The organism is Yoonia sp. SWMV100 (assembly GCF_056108365.1).
In genome coordinates this window covers 63,854-82,411 of sequence record NZ_JBWBAQ010000003.1, presented here as the reverse complement: position 1 = coordinate 82,411, position 18,558 = coordinate 63,854, and the positions used below count along the sequence as shown (strand labels likewise).

General features: G+C 56.3%; 16 protein-coding genes. 7 read left to right on the top strand and 9 right to left on the bottom strand.

Features of this window, described 5'->3' with window-relative positions; translation table 11 throughout:
• Window positions 1–5: 5 nt before the first annotated feature.
• On the top strand, window positions 6–1,013 hold the full coding sequence (locus ACXJGX_RS05175) for an NAD(P)/FAD-dependent oxidoreductase (RefSeq protein ID WP_474779341.1): 1,008 nt from the start codon (window positions 6–8) through the stop codon (window positions 1,011–1,013).
• 3 nt (window positions 1,014–1,016) lie between these two features.
• Here ACXJGX_RS05175 and ACXJGX_RS05170 read toward each other — a convergent pair whose 3' ends face one another.
• Window positions 1,017–1,676, bottom strand: coding sequence for a DUF2238 domain-containing protein (locus ACXJGX_RS05170; protein ID WP_474779339.1), 660 nt, complete (start codon window positions 1,674–1,676; stop codon window positions 1,017–1,019).
• A gap of 44 nt (window positions 1,677–1,720) precedes the next feature.
• Between ACXJGX_RS05170 and ACXJGX_RS05165 the strand changes: the two genes are divergently transcribed.
• Window positions 1,721–2,401: an endonuclease/exonuclease/phosphatase family protein gene (locus ACXJGX_RS05165; RefSeq protein ID WP_474779337.1), complete on the top strand. Its 681-nt coding sequence runs from the start codon at window positions 1,721–1,723 to the stop codon at window positions 2,399–2,401.
• Window positions 2,402–2,414: 13 nt separating this feature from the next.
• Here the strand turns inward: ACXJGX_RS05165 and ACXJGX_RS05160 are convergent, their stop codons facing one another.
• A complete protein-coding gene (locus ACXJGX_RS05160; RefSeq protein WP_474779335.1) occupies window positions 2,415–3,632 on the bottom strand; it encodes an MFS transporter in 1,218 nt (405 codons plus the stop codon).
• A gap of 107 nt (window positions 3,633–3,739) precedes the next feature.
• A complete protein-coding gene (locus ACXJGX_RS05155; protein ID WP_474779333.1) occupies window positions 3,740–4,075 on the bottom strand; it encodes an MAPEG family protein in 336 nt (111 codons plus the stop codon).
• A 144-nt stretch (window positions 4,076–4,219) separates the two neighbouring features.
• Here ACXJGX_RS05155 and ACXJGX_RS05150 point away from each other — a divergent pair, with 144 nt between their 5' ends.
• Window positions 4,220–4,975, top strand: coding sequence for a LysR family transcriptional regulator (locus tag ACXJGX_RS05150; protein WP_474779331.1), 756 nt, complete (start codon window positions 4,220–4,222; stop codon window positions 4,973–4,975).
• 98 nt (window positions 4,976–5,073) lie between these two features.
• Here ACXJGX_RS05150 and ACXJGX_RS05145 read toward each other — a convergent pair whose 3' ends face one another.
• The 5 genes from ACXJGX_RS05145 to ACXJGX_RS05125 form a co-directional block, all read right to left on the bottom strand.
• Window positions 5,074–5,898 carry a bifunctional allantoicase/(S)-ureidoglycine aminohydrolase gene (locus tag ACXJGX_RS05145; protein WP_474779329.1) on the bottom strand — a complete coding sequence of 275 codons (825 nt, stop codon included), beginning with the start codon at window positions 5,896–5,898 and terminating at the stop codon, window positions 5,074–5,076.
• Window positions 5,899–5,993: 95 nt separating this feature from the next.
• Window positions 5,994–6,752: a LamB/YcsF family protein gene (locus ACXJGX_RS05140; protein ID WP_474779327.1), complete on the bottom strand. Its 759-nt coding sequence runs from the start codon at window positions 6,750–6,752 to the stop codon at window positions 5,994–5,996.
• 8 nt (window positions 6,753–6,760) lie between these two features.
• Window positions 6,761–7,768, bottom strand: a complete 1,008-nt coding sequence (locus ACXJGX_RS05135; protein WP_474779325.1) for a 5-oxoprolinase subunit C family protein — start codon at window positions 7,766–7,768, stop codon at window positions 6,761–6,763.
• Window positions 7,768–8,496: a 5-oxoprolinase subunit B family protein gene (locus ACXJGX_RS05130; protein ID WP_474779323.1), complete on the bottom strand. Its 729-nt coding sequence runs from the start codon at window positions 8,494–8,496 to the stop codon at window positions 7,768–7,770. The genes ACXJGX_RS05135 and ACXJGX_RS05130 overlap by 1 nt, the downstream gene beginning before the upstream one ends.
• A complete protein-coding gene (locus ACXJGX_RS05125; protein WP_474779321.1) occupies window positions 8,487–8,879 on the bottom strand; it encodes a rhodanese-like domain-containing protein in 393 nt (130 codons plus the stop codon). The genes ACXJGX_RS05130 and ACXJGX_RS05125 overlap by 10 nt, the downstream gene beginning before the upstream one ends.
• Window positions 8,880–9,480: 601 nt before the next feature.
• Here ACXJGX_RS05125 and ACXJGX_RS05120 point away from each other — a divergent pair.
• Window positions 9,481–10,620 carry an efflux RND transporter periplasmic adaptor subunit gene (locus ACXJGX_RS05120; protein ID WP_474779319.1) on the top strand — a complete coding sequence of 380 codons (1,140 nt, stop codon included), beginning with the start codon at window positions 9,481–9,483 and terminating at the stop codon, window positions 10,618–10,620.
• Entirely contained in the window at window positions 10,617–13,736 is a 3,120-nt protein-coding gene (locus ACXJGX_RS05115; RefSeq protein WP_474779317.1) for an efflux RND transporter permease subunit, read from the top strand. The genes ACXJGX_RS05120 and ACXJGX_RS05115 overlap by 4 nt, the downstream gene beginning before the upstream one ends.
• A 70-nt stretch (window positions 13,737–13,806) precedes the next feature.
• Here ACXJGX_RS05115 and katG read toward each other — a convergent pair whose 3' ends face one another.
• Window positions 13,807–16,020 carry a catalase/peroxidase HPI gene (gene katG / locus ACXJGX_RS05110; RefSeq protein ID WP_474779315.1) on the bottom strand — a complete coding sequence of 738 codons (2,214 nt, stop codon included), beginning with the start codon at window positions 16,018–16,020 and terminating at the stop codon, window positions 13,807–13,809.
• Window positions 16,021–16,166: 146 nt separating this feature from the next.
• On the opposite strand from katG, the gene ACXJGX_RS05105 reads away from it, so the two are divergent.
• Window positions 16,167–17,063, top strand: a complete 897-nt coding sequence (locus ACXJGX_RS05105) for a hydrogen peroxide-inducible genes activator (RefSeq protein WP_474779313.1) — start codon at window positions 16,167–16,169, stop codon at window positions 17,061–17,063.
• A 181-nt stretch (window positions 17,064–17,244) separates the two neighbouring features.
• Window positions 17,245–18,558 carry an SLC13 family permease gene (locus ACXJGX_RS05100; protein WP_474779311.1) on the top strand — a complete coding sequence of 438 codons (1,314 nt, stop codon included), beginning with the start codon at window positions 17,245–17,247 and terminating at the stop codon, window positions 18,556–18,558.

Genomic DNA, 18,558 nt, shown 5'->3' with positions numbered 1-18,558 from the left:
ACGGAATGGCAACGGCTGATGTGACGGTAATGGGTGCGGGCATCTTTGGTCTGTCGGTCGCCTATGCCTGTGCGCAGCGCGGGGCCAAAGTGCAGGTGATTGATCCCAATGGTGTCGCATCCGGGTCAAGCGGTGGCGTTGTCGGCGCATTGGCGCCCCATGTCCCCGAAAACTGGAACGAAAAAAAGGCATTCCAATTCGAAAGCCTGATGATGGCCGCTGATTTTTGGGCTCGGGTCGAACAAATCACCGGCGCTGACGTGGGTTATAGCCGGTCAGGGCGTCTGCAACCTTTGCTGGATGAAAGGGCGGTCGCACTGGCACAGGCACGTGCAGTGACCGCGGGTGATCTGTGGCAAGGCAAAGCCACCTGGGCGGTGGTCCCGGCAGGTGATGCGTCATGGATGCCGGCATCGCCCACGGGGTTGGTGGTGCATGACACCCTGTCGGCCCTTATTCATCCGCGCCGCGCGACGCGAGCGCTTGCCAAAGCGGTGACCGCGTTAGGCGGCGCGGTCGTGCGCGCGGGGTCCGCCCAAGGCATGGTCGTTTGGGCAACCGGCTGGCACGGCGTCACTGAATTGGGCGGCGGAGGCGTCAAAGGGCAAGCAGCTGTGCTGGCCCATAATGCCGTCGGAAAACCGCAGCTTTTTGCGGACGCACTGCACATTATCCCGCATTATGACGGGACCGTCGCTATCGGCTCCACCTCGGAGCGTGATTTTAGTGACCCCGCGGCGACTGACACACAACTGGATGACGTTCTGGAACGGGCGTTTGCCGCATTTCCTGTCTTGGCAAATGCCCCGGTTCTAGAGCGCTGGGCGGGGGTGCGCCCCCGCAGCCGCAGTCGTGCGCCGATTTTGGGGGCGCATCCATTGCGGCGCGGTGAATTTGTGGCCAATGGCGGTTTCAAAATCGGCTTTGGTATGGCGCCAAAAGTAGGTGTCGTTATGGCCGACCTTCTGTTGGATGGGCGCGACACGATCCCAGACGGGTTTCGGTCGACCTGAACCCTATTTGCGCAGCCGGTTCTTTGATTTGCGATACAGTTGGCGGTTCAGTTCAACGAATTGCTGAATCAACCCTGTCATGACCCCGGCTTTCTGTCCCTTCAGATAGATAAATCCACACAGTGCGGCAAACATCGCGCCCATGGCATCGACAATCAGGTCGCCCATAGTGTCAGGCAGGCCCGACTTTTGCATGTTAAGCCCAAAGGACTTGTCCATGAGAAATTCGAAAATCTCCCACGTTGCCCCGACAGTCATCGCAACGCAAAATGTAATGAAGGCAATAAAGATGGGTGGGGCGGCATAGCGGTCACCCTCGAACAGCATAAAGACGAATAGAAATCCCATCAGTCCGAAACCAACGGCGGAGCCGCCGTGCAAAAAGATATCCCACCACCAGAATTTGTTATAAAAATCAAATGCTTCACCCAGAAAGACGGTCGCAAATGTAAACAGGGTTGTCGCCAGCAAGAATGGCAACGGAAGGGTCAAGTGGAACCGCGATGCCAATATGACGGGGGTCAACGCGAGCGCAAGTGTGCTAAGGGACACGAAAACCAATGACCAACGTCCCGTGATCAACGCGCTGAGCGCGGCCAGTAACAACAGCCCCCATAGTACCAGCATTACACGGCTTTGGCCGTAAACCTGATTCAAATGCATGTGGTGCCCTTTCCATTTTGTGACGGCGGCCCCATTTTAATAGCATGAAACCATCAAATAAGAGCCTTCGGGTCGCCAGTTATAATATCCGAAAAGCAAAGGGCCTTGACCGACGTCGTGACCCGATGCGTATTTTACAAGTTCTTAACGGACTTGATGCCGATGTGGTTGCATTGCAAGAGGCAGATATGCGTCTTGGGGCGCGGCCTTCGGCGCTTGCGCGCAACTTGATCGAGTCCGAAACAGATTTCGAAATCGTGCCCGTTGCGCGCAATGCGGTCAGCATTGGCTGGCACGGAAACGCGATTTTGGTCCGTAAAGGCATGGAAATCGGCGCGGTCAACCATATTGATCTGCCGGGGTTAGAGCCGCGCGGCGCGGTCCGTGTCGAACTGCCCGCATTCACATTTGTGGCGGCGCATCTGGGGCTGATGCGGCGAAATCGCGTGCACCAATTGCATGCCATTGCCAAAGCCGTGGACGGGACGGAACGTGTGGTTGTTGCTGGGGACTTCAATGAATGGTCGCCGCATAAGGGGCTTGAAAGCCTAAGCCATTTTACCGTGCATTCCCCCGGACACAGCTTTCACGCCGCGCGACCCATTGCGGCGCTGGACCGCATCGCCCACTCTGCAGCGATCACGCTGCACGATGCTGGCGTCGTGCAAGACGGGCCCGCGCGCCATGCCTCTGATCACTTGCCAATCTGGGCGGATTTGCTTTGATATAGGCTGGCAACTAATCAAGCCGAAGGTGGGACACCGCGTACGCGAAAAGTGCGGCACAGCACACTGCCGCCAAAAGGAACGGCGCACGCAGCGCAATTTCCCTGCCGGCACTGTCCTCGATCAGCCAGACAACAAACCCGCCTGCCAGCGCACCAAGCGGCATCGAACCCCAGCCGAAAAAGCGGTAAATGCTGTTCACGCGGCCCAGCAGGGCAGGTGGTATCCGCCGCTGGCGCCATGATACGGTAATGACGTTCCATACCATCGCAGCGGCGATCACGGCGAATAGGGCTGTCGCCATGGGAAAAACACTGCTGCTCAGACCGACGGTGGCATAGCCAATCGCCCAGATTCCAACCGACAGAAACAGACAACGGTGCATGCCAAGCTTTGCGATCAAATAGGGCGCGGACAAGCTGCCAACAATCGCGCCAAGGGCCTGAACAGATAGGGCATAGCCGTAGGCGACCGCACTCAGGTCCAATACATCCTGTGCAAATAGAATTTGAACAGTGATCGTGGCCGTCGCCAGAAAGTTTGCGACCCCCAGCACAATGGCAAGCCGCAAAAGCATCGGGTCAGATCGCATGTAACTGACACCTTCGGTTAGCGCGCTGAAAAACCGTGCGCGGGACGGTTGATGGGGCTGCGCCGTGATCAACCAGATCAAACCTGCCGCAAGAACAAGCGCCGCGACGTCAAGCCCAAAGGGCAGACCGATGCCAATCGCGATCAATACACCGGCAAGCGGCGGCCCTATGAACTGGCCCGTCAGTTGCTCGGCGCTCCACATCTGGGCATTCGCTGCCTCAAGGTCGCTTTGGGCAACGATAGACGGCAGGATTGTCTGTGCGGCATTATCCCTTAACACTTCGGCAGAACCCAGGACGAAGGCCAGCCCGGTCAAGACCCAGATCGTCCCAGCCGCAGGTTCGCTAAGCGCCAGCAGCAGAATGGCAAACACCGTTGCCGCGCGGATTAGATCAGCGCGCACAATCAACATGCGCCGGTCGGTCCGGTCGACGATAACACCTGCGGGTATCGAAAAGAACAGCCACGGAAGGCGCCCCGCCGCCGCGACCGATGCAATGGCCAGCGGTTCGCGGGTGATAAGAGATGCGAGCCACGGCAGCGCAAGCGCAACCATCCCATCACCGAGGTTGGTCATCGACCCCGCCGTCAGCAAAAGGCGGTAATTCCGGTTCCGCATTAAAAGAGACGAGGTCATTGTGACGTTCCTGCGATCTGCACGAACAACAGTGCGATTGCCCCTGTCGTGCAGTCAACGCCAAACGCCCGATGTACCCGTATTTTCAAGGCGGGTCATGCCATCGTTTAGCGCATGTTCCAAAGTGTGGTTGCCGCGATAATGATGATACAAACAACGCTCACAAACCAGATAGCTGTCCGAATATAGGGAACGTTCAAAAGGTATATGACCGCGAAGGCCAGCCGGGCCGCAAGGTAGATCGTTGCCGCAAGCAGCGCGACCTTCGGTAGAGGCCCGATCATCGTTGCAGCCACAAAGACTGGTAAAAAAGCGATCATGCTTTCGGAATTGTTCACGATTGTGCGCTCAAAGCGGCGATCCAGATCTGTGAGGTTCGCAGTAGTCGTTCGTCGCCCCGTCCCCCCAAAGGACACCATGCGCAAAAGCAATATAAAGCCCATGCATCAGCAGTAGGGTCAGTTGTAGTAATCCGGCGATCACTAAAATTATTGACGGGTTCATGCGCGCTCCTTGCGTGTTTGATTTTTCATACCAACAGCATGAAAGTGCTGATATGGATAAATTCACCCATACTAGGTGCGATTATGGACAAACTTTCCCGGCTCGACTGGTCTGACTTACGGGTACTCTTGCTCATTCAAGACTACGGCGGTGCATCAAATGCGGGCGCTGCACTGGGCCTGAGCCATCAAACCGTCTCGCGTCGCTTGAGTAGGCTGGAGGATGTGCTTGGGTTGCGGCTTGTCAATCGTGAAAGGCACCCGTGGATTTTGACCAAGAAAGGCAAGTCGGTTTGCGCATACGCCGCGCGTATGAACGCCGTCTCGCGGGATGTGGCGCGATACGTACAAAGCGAACAACGCGATATGGTTACGCGGGTTTCAATTGCGAGCAACGCGTGGGGATTTGACCTGCTGGTTTTGCCTGTTTTACGGGACTTGCGGCACAGCTTTCCTGATTTGGGCTTTGATCTGATTGCGGGCGATGATCCACTGGATGTGCAAAGCGGCAATGCTGATTTGGCTTTGCGGGTCGTCGACATGCCGCCGCTTGATTTGCTGGGACGTAAAGTTGGCCAGCTTGCCATGGGCGTTTATGGCAGGGCTCATTTGATTGACCATCTCGATGCTGATCGCACGCAAAATATCCCAATCGTCCGGCTGCACGGCCAATCGCAACATGGTGAAATATGGCCTGTGAAAGACGAGATGTTCCAGCGCACGATCACAGTCAACGACTTTGCAACACTTGTGAACGTTGTCCGGCATGGCATGGGGGTCGCCGTGCTCCCGCACGATTTCTCTGGACGCAACACGGTCCGTTTGGCTGTTGCGCAATAAGGATAGCCGTGGGTCAGCCGTTATCGGGCGCATCGAAGATGAAATTTTGCAATTTGGCCAACGGCTGCTTGCGGCGTCGTAAAGTCAGGATGCCAACGCTATCGTTTTAGCGGCATGTGCCGATTGACGTCTTTATATAGCAAATATCGAAACGGCTCTGGCCCGCCTGCGTAACAGGCTTGGGGGCAGAACGCCCGCAGCCACATGAAATCGCCTGCTTCGACCTCGACCCAGTCTTGGTTCAGGCGGTAAACGGCTTTGCCCTGCAACACATAAAGACCGTGTTCCATCACATGGGTTTCAGCAAACGGGATCACGCCGCCCGGTTCCAATGTCACGATGTTGACATGCATATCGTGCCGCATGTCTGTCGGGTCAACAAAACGGGTGGTGGCCCATTTGCCATCGGTGTCTGGCATCGCAACTTTGGTTGCTTGTGCCTCGTGCGTGACAAAAGGTTCCGGCGCGGCGATCCCATCCACCGCCTGATAAATCTTGCGCACCCAATGGAATTTTGCGGCGGTTTTAGTGGTGTTGGACAGCGACCAATCGCATCCCGCGGGCAAGTAGGCATAGCCGCCCGTGGTCAGTTCGTGCGTTTCGCCGGCGATCCGCAAGGTGAACCCGCCGTCCACAACGAATAGCACCCCTTGGGCTGTCGCGTCTGGCTCGGGGCGGATGCTTCCGCCGCCGGGGGCGACTTCCATGATATATTGGCTAAAGGTTTCCGCGAAACCGGACATGGGGCGCGCAATGACCCAAGCCCGCGTTTTGTCCCAAAATGGCAGGTAGCTGGTGACGATATCTGTCATCGTCCCTTTGGGAATGACGGCATAGGCCTCGGTGAACATGGCGCGATCTGTTAGCAGCTGTGTCTGTGGGGGCAGGCCACCCTTGGGACTATAATATGGCGATTGCGTCATGGATTGCTTCCTTTTTTCGTCCATCTAATGCGGTTCGGACCGCAAATGATAGATGTGCAGGCAGAATAGGATAATTCGGAAATCTTTGAAGGTCGCTAGAGCGGTTTCAGCGTCAGGCCAGCCGTTTCGAGATGGCGGCGCACGCCCCGCGCCATTGACACGGCTTGCGGCGTGTCGCCGTGCAGGCAAATGGTGTCGATCCGGCAAGGAATATGTTTGCCACTTTGGGCGATGATTGCGCCCGCGGTCACCATCTCGAGGATACGCGGCGCGGCAATGTCCGCGTCGTGCAGCACAGCGCCGGGCAAACTTCGGTCCACCAAGGTGCCGTCGTCATTATAGGCCCTGTCGGCGAAAATTTCGCCAGCCCACGCACAGCCCAAGTCGCGCACAACCTGTTCCATTGCCGTGGCGGCCAGCACCATGATCGTAATATCGGGATCGACTGCCAGCACAGCCTGATAGCAGGCGCGGGCCAAATCGGCGTCGATGCTCGCCATATTCGACAGCGCACCGTGCAATTTTAGGTGCCGCACGCTGCCACCCGCGCGCCGTGCCATCGCCTGTGCCGCGCCCAGTTGATAAGCCACGGCATTGGCGATTTCATCATGCGCCAGTGGTAATTGCCGCCGACCGAACCCTTTCAGGTCTGCAAAGCCGGGGTGCGCGCCAATACCGACACCTTTCGCAACCGCAAGCCCCATCGTGCGTGCCATGATGTCAGGATCGCCCGCATGAAATCCGCAGGCAATATTGGCTGACGTCACGACATCCAACAGCGCCGCGTCGTCGCCCATGGCCCAAGGGCCAAAACCTTCGCCCATGTCTGCGTTCAGGTCTACCGTGCGTGTCATCTGCGCCCTTATCCGTCGTTTCCGGCGGTTACACCGCTGATAAGTTGATAGCTAAGCAGGTCCGCGATGTCATGCGGGTCGCGCACGACAGGCGTGCAAGATTGCACCAGCGCGCGCAGCACCGCTGTGTCACTGATCGCGGTTGCGTCGGCTTCGGCGACTGTCAGCCACTGAAATTGCAGTTTTGCGCCCACTGCGGCCTGCGCCAGTTTTGGCAAATCTGCGGGGATCACTGTTGCGATCCGCGGGTAGCCTCCCATCGTTTGACATTCGCTTAATAGAACATAGGGAATGCCGTCGCCGGTCATCTGTACATCGCCGGACACAATCGCATCGGATGGAATGTTATGTCCGTCGGTCATCGTAAAACCACTGCCATCTTGATCCAACCGCACCCCTTGACGATTGGCGCGTGGACTGCGGGTGAACGATGTCTCTTGAAACCTGACAAGGGTCGCGGCATCAAAAAAATCGGTTTGGGGGCCGGGCATGACGCGGATGACACCACCACAAAATCGATCGTCCCGTGGCAGGCACATCGGCCCGGTAAGCGGGCGGGGATCGTGTCCGATCGGCAGGGTATCACCTTGCCGCAAGGCGCGGCCAATTCCGGCGGTCAGATGGGTTGATCTGCTCCCCATGACCGGTGGTTGCGTGATCCCCCCTGCAAATGACAGATAGCCATAACTGCCTTGGGTGGTGCCACCGATGGTCAACTTTTCCCCCGGTCGTAGCTGGGCGCTGATATTGGGCTTTACCGGATTTCTGGCAATCTGCGCTTGCATCTGCGCGCCCGTCAGGACGATCCGCGTCAAGGTATCGGTGGTAAAGGTTCCGCCAAAACCGAACATCTCAAGCGCGGCGGCCGGGCGGGTTCCCAAAATGGCAGCGGCCTCTAGCAGCGCCAAACGATCGGTCGCGCCGCCCGTCGAAAGACCCTGCGCGGCAAAGCCGGGTCTGCCCATATCTTGCAGGCTGACCCCGGGTCCGGCGCTGTGTACTGTCAGGGTCGGCATCAGCGCAGCACCTCGCAGATCGCGCCACCATTGGTGTCGGTGCGGTTTTTCAGGCCGTCCAACACGTCATCTGCGATCTGCGAAAACGTCACCAGATCGCCCGGCGCGAAGGCAAAGGGTTCAGGCGCATCGGGTTGGTAAACGCGGAATGCGGTCTGCCCGATGTGGCGCCAACCTGTTGGGGCGTCGGCCGCAAAGATGATCAGCTGCCGTACAGCCACGACCAGCGCGCCGCGGGGCATTTGCGGTGTTAGCGTGGGTTGGCGCGGCATATCCCAATGACCGGGCAACATGCCCAAATAGGGTTGACCGGGGGCAAACCCAATGGCGATCACGCGCAACTTGGCGGTCAGGATGTCCGCGACTGCCTGATCCGGGGTGATGCCTGCCAACTGCGCGGCTTCGGCCAGTTGTGGGGTATGGTCGGGGCCAAAGGCCACGGGAATACGCCACTGGCGGCGCGGAGACATGACAGCGCCCGTGTTGCGCGACAGCAGTTGTTGCAGGTCTTTCGTGACACGTTCGCGGGTGGTCTGATCGGGGTCAAAGGTCACATGCACCGATACCAGCGCCGGGATCACGTCGGTCACGCCGGGCAGGGCGGCGGCGCTGACCTGGTCACGAAACGCAAGCGCATGCGCGTTGGCTTCATCCGACAGGTCGCGTGCAAAACGCACCAATAGACCGCTGATACCCAGCGGGCAGATTTCAGGCGAGGTCAGCGGCAAGGTATCACCGGTCCACCCGCCGCAAGCCAACCGGTAAAGCCGTCTTTCAGGTGCGCCGCGGGAAATCCCATGTCCTGCAGTGTCGCAACCGTCAGGGCCGACCGCCAACCCGAAGCACAATGAAACACGAACTGTTTGTCCTGCCCGAAGATGTCTTTGAAGTAGGGGCTGTCTGGGTCGACCCAGAATTCCACCATGCCGCGGGGGCAATGAAAGCTGCCGGGGATTGCGCCGCTTCGCTCGCGTTCGCGTATATCGCGCAGATCCACAAACACAACTTTGGGGTCGTCTAGCATGGCGATCGCATGCGGCGTTGATATTTCAATGATCTTTTCGCGGGCCTTTGCGACCATATCCGCCGCTGTCATACTAAGCTGTGGCATAGCGCCCGTCCTTAATCAGTTGCGCACCGATGTTTCGCACGCCTTGCAGCCGGATGTCCAGATCGGCACGGGTTGTGCGTTGGTTGGCAATGTTCACATGCAAAGCGGGCGCGCCACCTTAAGCGCGATCAGTGTCGCTAATGATGTTCCTGATACAACCAATCCGCTGGCTCGCGCGGGGGATTCAAGGATGGCTCTAAACCACGCAACCCCCAGCTTTTCCAGATGGATCGCGTCATGATCCCGGCCGCCCAGATAGGCGTGCGTCAGACGCGGCCATCGGCGGCTGTTTCCATGTTGGCGATTGCCTCATCAATCTTGGCCGTTCTTTCGTGGGATAATATCGGGTGTCGCGGACGGCCCCGGTTGCAGGACAGGGACCAGCAGGCGTGTCAATATGGCGTCTTATGCGCGACCATCCCACAAGTCTGATGATAGTTTGCTGGGCATTAGTGCATAATGGTTGCACAAAGTCTCGCTTTTGCCTGTGTTTTCTGCTTTGCGGCACTAGCAACCAAACGCGTGCGCCCCTAATTAATGCCCAACAAAGGCGCGACAATTTGATCCCGCTCACTTTATTTTGAATTTAGAGGAAGCCCAGATGTCCCAAGATAGCGCCCCGGATTTGACCGGAAAATTGACTTTTGAAAGCGACAAGGGTGCGGGGCTTTCAAAGTGGGTTTCGATCATTTTGATGTTGGCGATGGTTGGCTGGATGACAAGCGGCTATTTCGCACCTGCCGAAGAAACAGACGTTGCCGAAGAAAATGTGGTGAAGCTTGTCACTGTTGCGGTGTTGCCGTCTGCTGCGATGGATGTGCAATTGACCTTGGCTGCCGAAGGGCAGTCTGTCCCAGACCGTGCAACCGATATCCGTGCAAAGGCGGGCGGGCAGGTTACCCAAGTCATGGTTGAACGCGGCGATTTGGTTGCTGCGGGTCAGGAAATCGGACGCGTTGATTCCGAAACGATCGCGGCGCAGCTTTTGCAGGCGCAGACGCAGCAAGAACAAGCCAGCCGCGATTATGAAAACGCTGTTGCATTGCAGGCGCGTGGAATTGCCACCGAAGACCGCGTATCGCAGGCGCGCGCGGCGCAAGCGGCTGCAGAAGCGGCCGTTACGGCGGCGCAAGAGCAGTTGGAAAATACGATCATCACGGCCCCGTTTTCGGGCCGTTTGAATGATCTGACACTGGATGAAGGTGAATTTGTCACCAGCGGTGATACCGTCGCAGAAGTGGTCGATAACGACCCTTTGACAGTCGTGGTGCAGGTGCCACAACAGGTGCTGTCGCGGCTCAGCAAAGGGGACGCAGCGACCGTCGCGTTCATCACCGGTGAAAACCGGGATGGTGTGATTGGGTTTATCGGCAGCAACGCGGACTCCCAAACGCGGACTTTCCGGGTCGAAGTGATCGTCGATAACCCCGAGAGCGAGATGCCGGCAGGTTTAAGCGCACGGATCGAAATTCCAACAGGGCAGGCGCGCGGCCACTTCGTTTCGCCGGCTATTCTTTCGCTGGGGGTGAATGGCGATCTTGGGGTCAAATTTGTAGGTGAAGGCAATATAGTGGGGTTCAGTCCGGTCGAAATCGTGCGTGCCCAGCCCGATGGAATTTGGGTGACGGGTCTGCCTGAACAAGTGGACATTATCACTGTCGGTCAGGGTTTCGTGAATGCCGGCGACGAGGTCAACCCACAAGCGCCCGTGGCGGAGCAAACAGCGGATGCATCCAAATGAATGCTATAATTAACGCCGCGTTTCAGCGCAGCAAAGTCGTGCAGCTGATATTGGTTTTCCTGTTGGCTGTTGGCGCCTACTCCTATTCGGCTATCCCCAAGGAAAGTAACCCGGAAATTCCGATTCCGATTGTTTACGTCTCGACCGGTCTTGACGGAATTTCACCGGAAGATGCCGAGGACGTGCTTGTTGGGCCGATGGAGGTCGAATTTGCGTCTTTGACGGGTCTTAAGTCGATGACCAGCAACGCGAGCGAAGGACATGCAAGTGTCCAGCTTGAATTTGAGCCGGGGTTTGATTCAGCCGAAGCACTGGATAAAGTCCGTGAGGCATCCGACAAGGCTGAAAACGAGCTGCCGCAAGACGCGAACATCACGATCACCGAAATCAACACCGCGCTTTTTCCGATTTTGACTGTCATCCTGTCAGGCCCCGTCCCCGAACGGACCCTGAATACGATCGCCGAAGATCTGAAAGACGATATTGAGGCGCTAGGCGGTGTTCTTGAGGTGGATGTCGGAGGCAAGCGGACGGAGCTGCTTGAGGTTCTGATCGACCCGACGGTATTCGAGACATATAATATTTCGTTTGATGAACTGATCGGGTCAATTACCCGCAATAACCAGTTGATTGCAGCGGGTGCGATCGAAAGCGAAGCCGGGCGTTTGGTTCTAAAGGTGCCGGGTCTGATCGAAAATATCGAAGACGTGATGGATCTTCCTATTCTTGTGCGCGGGCAGACGGTGGTGACATTCGCTGATGTCGCGACCATTCGGCGTACATTTGTGGACCCATCCGGGTTTGCCCGCATCGACGGGCAGCCGGCACTGGCACTTGAGATCAAGAAACGGTCTGGCGCAAATATCATCGAAACGGTTGATGCTGTCCGCGATGTTGTGACCGCAGCAAGCGGGGCGTGGCCGGAAAGCGTTCAAATCCGCTATACCTTAGACGAAAGCGAAACCGTCATTTCCATGTTGTCCGACCTGGAAGCAAACGTCATCGCAGCGATTTTCCTTGTGATGGTCGTTGTTGTATTCGCTTTGGGTGTGCGGTCGTCTCTGCTCGTCGGGTTGGCTATTCCGGGGGCGTTCCTTACCGGGGTCGCGGCGCTATATATGATGGGCTACACGATGAATATCATCGTCCTGTTCGCGCTTATTCTGGTCGTTGGGATGCTGGTGGATGGTGCGATTGTGACCGTGGAACTGGCAGATCGGTATCTGCACGAAGGTCAGAGCCCAAAAGAAGCCTATGCAGAGGCCGCCAAACGCATGGCTTGGCCAATCATCGCATCGACGCTAACCACACTTTGTGTGTTTTTCCCCCTGCTGTTCTGGGGCGATATCGTCGGTCAGTTCATGAAGTTTTTGCCGATCACGGTCATCGCGACCCTTATCGCATCATTGTTTATGGCACTGATTTTTATTCCGGTTGTCGGCGGTCTTATTGGTCGCCGGCCGAGCCAATCGGCCAAAGCAAAAGCACAGCTATATGCCGCTGAAATGGGTGATCCACGCAATATGACCGGGTTCATGGGCGGGTACATTCGTGTTCTGGAATGGTCGATCTTGCGCCCATGGATCACGCTTAGCTTTGCGATGGTCGCGCTGGTTGGGTCTTTCGTGGCATACGGTCATTTTGGAAACGGGCTTACGTTTTTTCCGTCGGTTGAACCCGATTATGCCCAGGTCGAAGTCCGCGCCAAAGACAATTTTTCTGTCTATGAACAGGACGAGCTTGTTCGCCAAGTTGAAGGGCGTCTTGAAACGTACGACGAAATCGCCAGCATCTATGCGCGGTCGGGAAGCACCAATAGCGGTGGCGATGTCATTGGTTCAATCCAGCTAGAGCTGGGCGATTGGGATACCCGCCGCCCGGTTGCTTTGATCGCCGAGGATATCCGCGCCGATATGGCCACAATTCCGGGTATTGATGTGCAGGTGCAAACAGATTCTGGTGGGCCGGGCGGGGGCAAGCCGATCAATTTGGAAGTGCGCGGGAAAAACCCAGAAGATCAGGAAGCAGCGGTGCAGCTGTTGCTTGATGAAATGGAAAAGATCGGTGGCTTTATTGACGTTGTTGACAGCAGGCCAAGCCCGGGCGTTGAATGGCAAATTAGCGTAAACCGATCCGAAGCCGCCCGTTCCGGCGCTGACATCGCGTTGCTGGGGCAAGCGGTGCAATTGTTAACGCGGGGCATTACTGTCGCCGATTATCGCCCGGACGATACCGATACAGAGGTGGACATTGTTGTTCGCTTTCCGGCCGTCGACCGTACCCTTGCAGAGTTGGAATCATTACGGGTGCCGACGTCATCGGGCCTTGTACCAATTTCCAATTTTGTGTCGTTCATTCCGGCGCCGCGCAGCGGCGTGATTACCCGCATTGACCAAGAGCGTGTCGTCACCATTTCGGCGGACGTGGCGCCCGGAAAGCTGGCGAATGATTTGACCGTTGCGTTGCAAACGTCACTGGATGATTTGGGCCTGCCACCCAGTATCGACGTAAAGTTCGGAGGCGAAGCAGAGGATCAGGCATCGTCCATGATCTTCTTGGTCGGCGCGTTCATTTCGGCGATTGGGTTGATGTTCCTGATCCTGTTGACCCAATTCAACAGTTTTTGGCAGTCGTTTGTTGTGATGTCGGCGATCATCTTTTCGATCGCGGGGGTTTTGCTGGGCCTGATGGTGACGGGCCGCCCATTTGGTGTCGTTATGGGCGGGATCGGCGTGATTGCGTTGGCGGGGATCGTTGTGAATAACAACATCGTCCTGATCGATGCCTTCAACGAATTTAAACAACAGGGGTTGTCGTCGCTCGAGGCGGCACTGCGGTCGGGGGCACAGCGTCTGCGCCCGGTGGTGTTAACGTCGGTGACGACCGCGCTGGGACTCATGCCAATGGTCATCGGGTTGAACATCAATTTCTTCACCCGTGAAATCGTCTATGGCGCGCCGTCCAGCCAGTGGTGGACCGAACTGTCCAGCGCAATCGCGGGTGGGTTGGTGTTTGCGACGGTGCTGACCTTGCTTGTCACCCCTGCGATGTTGATGTTGGGCGAACGCCGCGCGAAACGGTTTATTGGCAGCGCGGCCCCGATGCCTGCGGAATAACCCTGACGCAAAGAACAAAAAAGAGCGCGGCCAGCGATGGCCGCGCTCTTTTGTTTTGTTTTACAGGTGGTTACTTCAGATCAAAGCGATCCAGCTCCATCACTTTGGTCCAAGCCGCGACAAAGTCTTTCGCGAACTTTGTCTTGGCATCGTCCTGCGCGTATACTTCGGCAATCGCTCTGAGTTGCGAATTTGACCCAAAGACCAGGTCAGCGCGTGTCCCGTGACCGATGGTTTCACCCGTTTTACGATCAACACCAACGAACAGGTTGGAATCGCCGGCAACAGGCGCCCACTCTGCCTTCATGTCCAGCAAGTTCACAAAGAAGTCGTTGGTCAGCGCGTCCACTTTGTCAGTGAATACACCATGTTTACGCGCACCCACATTTGCCCCCAGAACACGCAAACCACCGACCAGTACCGTCATTTCCGGTGCTGACAAGGTCAAAAGCTGCGCGCGATCCACCAGCAGTTTCTCTGCGGGTACGGTGTAGTCGGTTTTCAGGTAGTTGCGGAAACCATCTGCACTGGGTTCCAGCACGCCATAGCTTTCGACGTCGGTTTGGTCTTGGGTTGCGTCGGTGCGGCCGGGCGTGAATGGGACACTTAGGGTGACGCCCGCATTTGCGGCAGCCTGTTCGACAGCGGCAGACCCGCCTAGAACGATCAGATCGGCGATTGAAACTTTCTTGTTTCCGGACGCCGCGTTGAACGTGCTTTGGATGCCCTCCAGAACCGCGATCACCTTGGCCAGTTTAGCCGGTTCGTTGACTTCCCAGTCTTTGGCAGGTGTCAAACGGATGCGCGCACCATTGGCGCCGCCACGGTTATCAGAACCACGGAACGTCGAAGCCGAGGCCCACGCCGTTGACACCAGTTCGGAGATAGACAGACCAGATCGCAACAGATCTGATTTCAGTTTGGCAATATCGGACGCGTCAATCAGGTCATGATCAACAGCGGGGATCGGATCTTGCCATAGCAAATCTTCTTGTGGGACTTCGGCACCCAGATACAGCGATTTCGGGCCCATGTCGCGGTGGGTCAGTTTGAACCAGGCGCGTGCAAAGGCATCGGCAAAGACCTCTGGGTTTTCCAGATAGTGCTGCGAAATACGCGCGTAATCAGGGTCAAGCTTCATCGCCATGTCTGCGGTTGTCATCATGGGTGCATGACGGCGTGTCGGGTCATGCGCATCTGGCACAGCGTCTGACAATGCGCCATTTGCAGGCTTCCATTGATGCGCGCCAGCGGGGCTTTTGGTCAGTTCCCAGTCGTTATTCAACAACGTTTCCAAGTAGGACATGTCCCACGTGATCGGTGTCGGGCTCCACGCACCTTCGATGCCGCTTGTCGTCGTATGCACACCGCGCCCCGACTCAAACGCGTTTTTCCAACCAAACCCCATGGCTTCCATCGGCGCGCCTTCGGGCTCGGTGCCGACAAGGCTTGCGTCGCCTGCGCCATGCGATTTGCCAAACGTGTGGCCACCCGCGGTAAGCGCTACGGTTTCTTCGTCATTCATCGCCATCCGCGCGAAAGTATCACGAATATCTCTGGCCGAGGCCAAAGGATCCGGGTTTCCGTCTGGACCTTCGGGGTTCACATATATCAGGCCCATTTGCACAGCGGCCAGCGGGTTTTCCAATTCGCGGTCACCGGAATAGCGTGTGCCTTCTTTATCAGATGTCGCCAGCCATTCGGCTTCGGAACCCCAATAAATGTCTTCTTCTGGTTCAAAGATGTCTTCGCGGCCGCCAGCAAAACCAAAGGTGTCAAAGCCCATTGATTCAAGCGCGACGTTTCCGGTCAGGATCATCAGATCGGCCCAAGAAATCTGGTTGCCGTACTTTTGTTTGATCGGCCACAGCAGACGGCGCGCTTTATCGAGGTTGCCGTTGTCCGGCCAGCTATTCAGCGGCGCAAAGCGCTGCGAACCCGAACGTGATCCGCCGCGACCGTCTGCGGTCCGGTATGTGCCCGCGCTGTGCCACGCCATACGGATAAAAAATGGGCCATAATGACCATAATCGGCAGGCCACCAGTCTTGGCTGTCGGTCATCAACGACACCAGATCTGCTTTCAACGCGGCAAGATCGAGGTTTTTGAATGCTTCGGCATAGTTGAAATCGGCGCCAAGTGGGTCAGACGCAGGCGTATTTTGATGCAGGATGCGCAGGTTCAGCTGGTCTGGCCACCAGTCGCGGTTAGACCTTCCAGCAAATGTTGTGTGCGCAGCGTTACCGTGCACTACGGGGCATTTTCCAGCGTTATTTCCGTCCATGTCTGTCTCCGAATTTGATGCACTTTTCGTCGTGCGTTATTTTTTCGCGGTAGAGCGATGTGTCACGCCACCGGTCGCCCGTGCGATACCATGAATTTAGAATTAGTATAAGTTGCGTTTTCTAATCATTGCGATAAATTTAAGTTATGAAGAATCTCACACTCAAGCAGCTGCGTTATTTCGAGGCCTTGGCCCGCCATGGTCACTTTGGGCATGCGGCGGATGCATGCGCGATATCGCAGCCTGCCTTGTCCGTGCAAATTAAGGCGCTTGAAGAAAGCCTTGGCACCGTTTTGTTTGAACGCGGCCCGCGGATGGTGCGCCTGACGTCCTTCGGTGAAAGCTTTGCAGGGCGCGTTCGTCAAATTCTTCAATCGATTGATGAATTGGGCGAGATGGCCCGTGCAGCAGATGGTGGTCTGATTGGGCGGCTGCGCATCGGCGTGATTCCCACGATCGCGCCCTATCTTTTGCCAGGTTTGATTGCGCGACTGGATCGGACGTATCCCGACATTGATGTCCATATTCGCGAAACGGTAACGCCGCGCCTGATTGACGAGTTGGCGGATGGACGTATCGACACTGCAATTGTCGCACTGCCGGTTTCAGAGCCATGGTTGACCGAACTTGCGTTGTTCAGCGAAGACATGGTTTTGGTGCGCCATCAATCCCAAAGCGGGCAGCCGGTCCCCAGCCCGGATGCGTTGCGAGAAATGCGGCTTTTGCTGCTTGAGGAAGGGCATTGTTTCCGGGACCAGGCGCTGTCGTTTTGCAACATGCAAACGGCTGTACCGCGCGAAGGTCTGGACGGTAGTTCGCTGTCGACGCTGGTTCAGATGGTGGGTGCAGGAATTGGCGTAACGCTGATCCCCGAAATGGCAATTCCGGTCGAGGTGCGTGCGGCACCTGTTTGTATCAGTCGCTTTCAAGGGACACAGCCTTCGCGCACCTTGGGTATGATCTGGCGCAAAACAAATCCGCTGGCGGCACAATTCGCGATGATCGCCGAGATTGTGCAGCAGGTACATCGCCTGCAGGCGTGACGGTATTTACGAAAAAATGAGACTTTAAAAATAACGTAGGGCCGGATAGGGTGCTCGGATTATTTTTAGGAATTTAATTTTGTCGGATAACGCTCATTCTGGAGGCGCGCAGCGCCCCTATACCGCGATTCGTGACTTTATAGCGTGGAGCTTGGTTGGGCTTCTACCTTGGTTGCTTTACATGCAACTGCGGACGGTACTGCCCTTATCTCAGACAGAGTTTTTATGCTTTTCTTTGGCGGCAATCGTCATGTGGATATTCCGGCTGACGCCGGATTTTGTGCCGGGACTTGCGCTGCTTCTTATCGTTGTTTTGTTGGATATCGTTCCTCAAGAAATTGCCTTCAGCGGGTTTTACTCTCAGGTTTTCTTTCTTGTCTTCGGGATATTTATTTTAGCAGCGTTACTGGCTGAAACGTCTTGGTTGAATAAGCTCGAGGCGCTGCTGGTGCGAAAAGATGCCTCGTTTCCGACACGTCTTTTTGCTGTCGTCGCGTCCGGCGTTTTACTGACCTTGGTGGTGCCATCGCCGTTGGGCCGGGCCAGTATGGTTCAACCGTTGGTGCACCGGTTCTTTCGCACTGATCGTGCGCGCAACAATAGCTTTCTTGCATTGGCGCATATTCATGGCACCACGCTGCTGTCGACAATCATCCTGACGGGGAACCCGTTAAATTTCGTTCTTATCGGAATGCTTGACGAACAAACGCGCGGACGATTCCAGTGGCTTGGATGGTTGCGTGCGACCAGCGTGGCCGGTTTGGTTCTGGCGATAGGGTTTATCGCTGTGCTGTTCTTTTTTTCCATCAAAACCCGTTCTGACAAAAAAGACGGGCGTCCTGACATCCCGTTGACCGTACAATCGGACCCGGTCCGGGATTGGGCCACGCTGGGACTGTACGCGATCTTGTTCATCGCAATTTTATCTCGATCCATCCACCAAATCCCCCTCGAATGGCTGGTTTTGTCCTTGGCCTTGGCGGTGTTCTTTTTTTCCGGACTGTCCCTCGCAACGTTGCGACATAGGTTCGACTGGCCGACGCTCATCTTTGTCGCGACAGTCGTTGCTTGGGGTCCGATGATGGATCATCTTGGGCTAAGCACGCTTTTGGCGAACCAGTTACCAATGCTGATCCCGATCTTTGAAAAAAGTCTTTATCTGGGCATCACGATTCTGATGGCGGGGGTTTTTGTGGTCAGGCTTGCAGTGCCTGGCGCACCGGCGTTCATCATTTTAGCCAGTGCGCTGTTACCGTTTGCACAAACCATTGGTCTGTCGCCTTGGGTGTTGGGCTTTGTCATTCTTACCGTGTCTGAAGGGTTTATCTGGCCCTATCAACACGGTGTCTTTTCTCAAAATATTACGATGCTTGATGCGGATCGTGTATCCTACCGCGCGTCGAGCCTGATTGTTTTCAATGTTATTTTTTATCTGCTGCGCTGCGGCGCAATCTTTCTGAGCATTCCGTTCTGGAAGGCACTGAACCTGATTTAG

Coding starts and splice junctions, on each gene's coding strand:
- ACXJGX_RS05145 (WP_474779329.1), bottom strand. CDS start 5,898: ATGACGCAATCGCCATATTATAGTCCCAAGGGTGGCCTGCCCCCACAG.
- ACXJGX_RS05155 (WP_474779333.1), bottom strand. CDS start 4,075: ATGGGCTTTATATTGCTTTTGCGCATGGTGTCCTTTGGGGGGACGGGG.
- ACXJGX_RS05135 (WP_474779325.1), bottom strand. CDS start 7,768: ATGCCGACCCTGACAGTACACAGCGCCGGACCCGGGGTCAGCCTGCAA.
- katG (WP_474779315.1), bottom strand. CDS start 16,020: ATGGACGGAAATAACGCTGGAAAATGCCCCGTAGTGCACGGTAACGCT.
- ACXJGX_RS05140 (WP_474779327.1), bottom strand. CDS start 6,752: ATGACACGCACGGTAGACCTGAACGCAGACATGGGCGAAGGTTTTGGC.
- ACXJGX_RS05170 (WP_474779339.1), bottom strand. CDS start 1,676: ATGCATTTGAATCAGGTTTACGGCCAAAGCCGTGTAATGCTGGTACTA.
- ACXJGX_RS05125 (WP_474779321.1), bottom strand. CDS start 8,879: ATGCCACAGCTTAGTATGACAGCGGCGGATATGGTCGCAAAGGCCCGC.
- ACXJGX_RS05105 (WP_474779313.1), top strand. CDS start 16,167: ATGAAGAATCTCACACTCAAGCAGCTGCGTTATTTCGAGGCCTTGGCC.
- ACXJGX_RS05150 (WP_474779331.1), top strand. CDS start 4,220: ATGGACAAACTTTCCCGGCTCGACTGGTCTGACTTACGGGTACTCTTG.
- ACXJGX_RS05100 (WP_474779311.1), top strand. CDS start 17,245: ATGCAACTGCGGACGGTACTGCCCTTATCTCAGACAGAGTTTTTATGC.
- ACXJGX_RS05160 (WP_474779335.1), bottom strand. CDS start 3,632: ATGACCTCGTCTCTTTTAATGCGGAACCGGAATTACCGCCTTTTGCTG.
- ACXJGX_RS05120 (WP_474779319.1), top strand. CDS start 9,481: ATGTCCCAAGATAGCGCCCCGGATTTGACCGGAAAATTGACTTTTGAA.
- ACXJGX_RS05175 (WP_474779341.1), top strand. CDS start 6: ATGGCAACGGCTGATGTGACGGTAATGGGTGCGGGCATCTTTGGTCTG.
- ACXJGX_RS05165 (WP_474779337.1), top strand. CDS start 1,721: ATGAAACCATCAAATAAGAGCCTTCGGGTCGCCAGTTATAATATCCGA.
- ACXJGX_RS05115 (WP_474779317.1), top strand. CDS start 10,617: ATGAATGCTATAATTAACGCCGCGTTTCAGCGCAGCAAAGTCGTGCAG.